General features: G+C 57.6%; 3 protein-coding genes and 2 pseudogenes. 3 read left to right on the plus strand and 2 right to left on the minus strand.

What is annotated here, in order from left to right; all coding sequences use genetic code 11:
- Together AC1D17_RS27805 and AC1D17_RS27810 are read right to left on the minus strand one after the other, a co-directional pair.
- A pseudogene (locus tag AC1D17_RS27805) lies at positions 1-437 on the minus strand (electron transfer flavoprotein subunit alpha/FixB family protein); the annotation flags it as partial.
- Between the two features lie 24 nt (positions 438-461).
- A complete protein-coding gene (locus AC1D17_RS27810) occupies positions 462-1,211 on the minus strand; it encodes an electron transfer flavoprotein subunit beta/FixA family protein (RefSeq protein WP_477568464.1) in 750 nt (249 codons plus the stop codon).
- 244 nt (positions 1,212-1,455) lie between these two features.
- Between AC1D17_RS27810 and AC1D17_RS27815 the strand changes: the two genes are divergently transcribed.
- The 3 genes and pseudogenes from AC1D17_RS27815 (at position 1,456) to AC1D17_RS27825 (ending at position 4,138) form a co-directional block, all read left to right on the plus strand.
- The gene (locus AC1D17_RS27815) at positions 1,456-2,058 is read left to right on the plus strand and encodes a helix-turn-helix domain-containing protein (RefSeq protein WP_477568465.1); all 603 of its coding nucleotides are present in this window, start codon (positions 1,456-1,458) and stop codon (positions 2,056-2,058) included.
- A gap of 283 nt (positions 2,059-2,341) precedes the next feature.
- The gene (purU, locus tag AC1D17_RS27820; RefSeq protein ID WP_477568466.1) at positions 2,342-3,232 is read left to right on the plus strand and encodes a formyltetrahydrofolate deformylase; all 891 of its coding nucleotides are present in this window, start codon (positions 2,342-2,344) and stop codon (positions 3,230-3,232) included.
- Positions 3,233-3,236: 4 nt separating this feature from the next.
- Positions 3,237-4,138: pseudogene (locus AC1D17_RS27825) on the plus strand (bifunctional methylenetetrahydrofolate dehydrogenase/methenyltetrahydrofolate cyclohydrolase).
- The last annotated feature ends 186 nt before the right edge of the window (positions 4,139-4,324 follow it).

The following is a 4,324-nucleotide window of genomic DNA, read 5'->3' on the forward strand; positions in this document are numbered from 1 at the left end:
GTGATGACTTGTCTGGCCTCGTTCGTCTGTACCGTCTGGATGGCGTTGCCGGCATAGATTGGCCGCTTGAACGTGTCGGCCGAGACGACTTCGGTGATTTCCGAGATCTGGGCGATGTCCAAGAGGGCTGCGACGCGCGGCAAAACGTTCTTGCCGGTCGAGGTGGCCGCCGAGATGATGGTGTCGTAGCTGCCCGCCAGCGAAACGATCAGGGCTGCGAGCGGCTCGGCCAGGTTGTTGGCAAGGTCGTCGCTTTCGGCAAGTAACACCTTGGAGACGCCGGTGAGTTTTGCCGCCGCATCGGCCGCGCCTTGGGCAGCCTTGCCGGCCACCAGAACGTGGACGTCGCCACCGATCTTGGAGGCAGCCGTCAGCGCCTTGGCGGTCTGATCGGACAGGGTTGCGTTGTCGTGGTCAGCCAGAAGAAGAATGGCCATGATGTTAGTCTCCTTTTCTGGACCTTAGAGTACGCCGGCTTCGTTTTTCAGCTTGTCGACMAGYTCGGCGACKGWCTTGACCTTGATGCCRGCYTKRCGRCCACYCGGCTCCTCGGTCTTCAGGACCTTGAGGCGCGGSSTSGTGTCGACGCCGAAATCGGCSGGSGTCTTCTTGTCGAGCGGCTTCTTCTTGGCCTTCATGATGTTCGGCAGCGAGGCGTAGCGCGGCTCGTTGAGGCGCAGGTCGGTGGTAACCACGGCCGGCAGCTTGATCTCGATGGTCTGCAGRCCGCCATCGACTTCGCGGGTAACCTGAGCGTTGCCGTCACCGATCTCGACCTTGGAGGCAAACGTGCCCTGTGCCCAGCCCAAGAGGGCCGACAGCATCTGGCCGGTCTGGTTGGAGTCATCATCGATCGCCTGCTTGCCAACGATGATCAGGCCGGGCTGTTCGGCTTCCGCCACGCCCTTGATGATCTTGGCAACGGCGAGCGGCTCGACCTGATCGTCGGTCTCGACCAGGATCGCCCGGTCGGCACCCATGGCCAGAGCGGTGCGCAGCGTTTCCTCGGCCTTGGCTGGGCCAACCGAGACGACGACCACTTCCGAAGCCTTGCCGGCTTCCTTCAGTCGCAGCGCTTCCTCGACCGAAATCTCATCGAACGGGTTCATCGACATCTTCACATTGGCAAGCTCGACACCGGAACCATCCGGCTTAACGCGGATCTTCACGTTGTAGTCGACGACCCGCTTCACGGGGACGATGATTTTCATGGCCAACCTCCATTTTGCGAAAGTGCCATTCTCCGGCCGGACCTGTGTCTTCGGACCAATGCATGGCAGGAAGCTTGTACAGCCATGCCGAATTTTTTTCAATATGAAATTTGTACCTTAGTTTTTCACGCCCGCCGTATTCTCTTTCTCGGAATATCGAAGTTGTGAATAATGTGGAATGCGTTGAGTGTTGCCTCTCCAACTGCCTAAAGATATGCAATTCTCACTTGAAAAGGAATTGATCATGCCGCAACGCGCTGACGAGAGGCTTAAAGCTTCGGACGAGAGCCAAACACAAGAAGACGTCATCGGATCGCAAATCAGAGAATTGCGCAAAGCCAAGGGCATGACACTTCAGGAGGTAGCGGACTCAGCTGCAATTTCCGTTGGGTATCTCAGCCAGATCGAGCGAAACCAATCAAAGCTACCGATCGGGGTCCTGAAGAAAATCAGCACGACGCTTGGTGTCCAGATCAACTGGTTTTTTCACGCGAGCGATGTTCCAGCGGACGAAAAAGACATCATCGTTCGCGCTGATAAGAGGCGCAAGCTGACGTTTACGAAGCTGGGTATTCAGGAAGAGTTGCTCTCGCCCAACCTCAGCGGGCCCTTGGAAATGCTCATGAGTACGATCGATGTCGGTGCCGACAGCGGCGACTACAGCCACGACGGCGTTGAGGCAGGAATTGTCATCAGCGGGACGCTCGATCTATGGGTTTCCGGCCAGCATTTCATCCTGAACGCAGGTGACAGTTTCTCATTCAAAAGCACGGAGACGCATCGCTGCGCCAATCCAGGTAACGAGCCGACCAAAGTCGTGTGGATAATCACGCCGCCACAATACTGACCGCTCCGCAGCCGGGGCGTCCGCAGTTGCATCGGTATTCAACGAATCCCCGAAATGGGCTCTTGTGGCATTTGCTCCACAATTCCGGGCTATCTACCAAAACGCACCAAACAATACTAAAAAGTTTTATTCATTCGTGAAATTTGATTGATATTTTTTCACCAAAGACGTAGTTGGAACGGCGCGTCAGATCGGCCCGAGTGATGTGAACCCAGACCAATCTGGAAGCAGCCACAGTCGTCAGCCCCAGACGCTAATGCCGCCAATTCTTTTGGAGTCTCCCGTGACCACCAATTCTCTTGTCCTCAATGTCTCCTGCCAATCGACACGCGGCATTGTCGCCGCCATCTCAGGCTATCTCGCGGAGAAAGGCTGCAACATCACGGACAGTTCGCAGTTCGACGATCTGGAGACCGGCCTTTTTTTCATGCGCGTCGGATTTCGCTCTGAAACCAGCGTCGCCGAAGCGGATATCCGCGAGGGTTTCGCCGAGATTGCAAAGAGATTTGCAATGGACTACGCCTTCAACCGAGGCGACCGGAAAACCAAAGTTCTGCTTATGGTTTCCCGCTTTGGCCACTGCCTGAACGACCTGCTCTACCGTTGGAAGATCGGAGCGTTGCCGATCGAGATCGTCGGCGTAGTCTCCAACCATTTCGATTACCAGAAGTTGATCGTCAACCACGATATCCCCTTCCACCACATCAAGGTCACGAAGGAGGACAAGCCGCAGGCGGAAGCCAAGCTGATGGAGGTCGTCGAGCAGTCCGGCGCAGAGCTCATCGTGCTCGCCCGATACATGCAGGTCCTTTCGGACGCCGTCTGCAAGAAGATGTCGGGCAAGATCATCAACATCCACCACTCCTTCCTTCCGTCCTTCAAGGGAGCGAACCCTTACAAGCAGGCCTATGAGCGCGGCGTGAAGCTGATCGGCGCAACGGCCCACTACGTCACGGAAGACCTCGACGAAGGTCCGATCATTGAGCAGGACGTCGCCCGCATCACCCACGCGCAGTCGCCGGAAGACTACGTTTCGATCGGCCGCGACGTCGAAAGCCAGGTTCTGGCACGCGCCGTCCACGCCCATATCCACCACCGCGTCTTCATGAACGGCAACAAGTCAATCGTCTTCCCCGCGAGCCCCGGCTCCTACGCTTCAGAACGCATGGGCTAAAGCGATGGTCGCCAAGATAATTGATGGAAAGCAAGTCGCCGCGTCTGTAATCGGAGCCGTAAAGGCCTCTGCCGCTGCTCTGGAGAAAGATACAGGCGTCAAGACCGGTCTTGCCGTCGTCATCTTCGGAAACGATCCCGCAAGCCACGCCTATGTGGGCGCGAAAAGGCGCATGGCCGAGGAATGCGCTTTCAAATCCATCCAGCATACGCTGACGGAAGACACGACGCAGCAAGAACTGGCAAGGCTCGTCGAGACGCTGAATGCAGATGAAAGCCTGCATGGCATCCTCGTCCAGCTCCCGCTGCCGAAGCACCTGAATTCCGATCCGATCATCCAGTCCATCCTGCCGGAGAAGGACGTCGACGGCCTGCACGTCGTCAATGCCGGCAAGGTCGCGACTGGCGATCTCAATGGTGGACTTGTCTCCTGCACGCCCGCCGACGCGATGGCCTTGGTCAAAAGCAAGCACGGCAGCGATCTCTCCGGTCTGAATGCCGTTGTCATCGGCCGGTCCAACCTGTTCGGCAAACCAATGGCGCAACTTCTTCTGGCGGCGAACGCAACGGTGACTATCGCCCACTCTCGAACGAAAGATTTGCCGGCCGCCAGCCGCAACGCGGATATTCTGATCGCCGCCGTCGGTCGTCCGGAAATGGTCAGGGCGGATTGGGTGAAGCCGGCGCGACTGTGATCGATGTTGGCATCAACCGCATAACGGCACCCGAAAAGGGTGAAGGCAAGTCACGGCTTGTCGGCGATGTCGCTTTTGCCGAGTGTGCCGAGGTTGCCGCCGGCATCACCCCAGTTCCCGGCGGTGTCGGCCCCATGACGATCGCCATGCTGATGRCCAACACCGTCATCGCAGCCCATCGCAAAGCCGGAAAGCCCGCGCCGAGGTTTTGACTTTTTGGAGTCCATCGCACAATGAACGACCTTCCGACCGCGAGTGCATGGAATTCGACGTCGTGATCGTCGGCTAATCGAGGCGGTCATCGCTGTTGGCAATTGATATAGAAGACGCAGCCGACGACTACCGAACAGGCGTCACAGCAATCGTCGGTGCGGTTATCATGCCGCAACCGTTCCCGC

Source organism: Pararhizobium sp. P1_E7 (assembly GCF_056405855.1).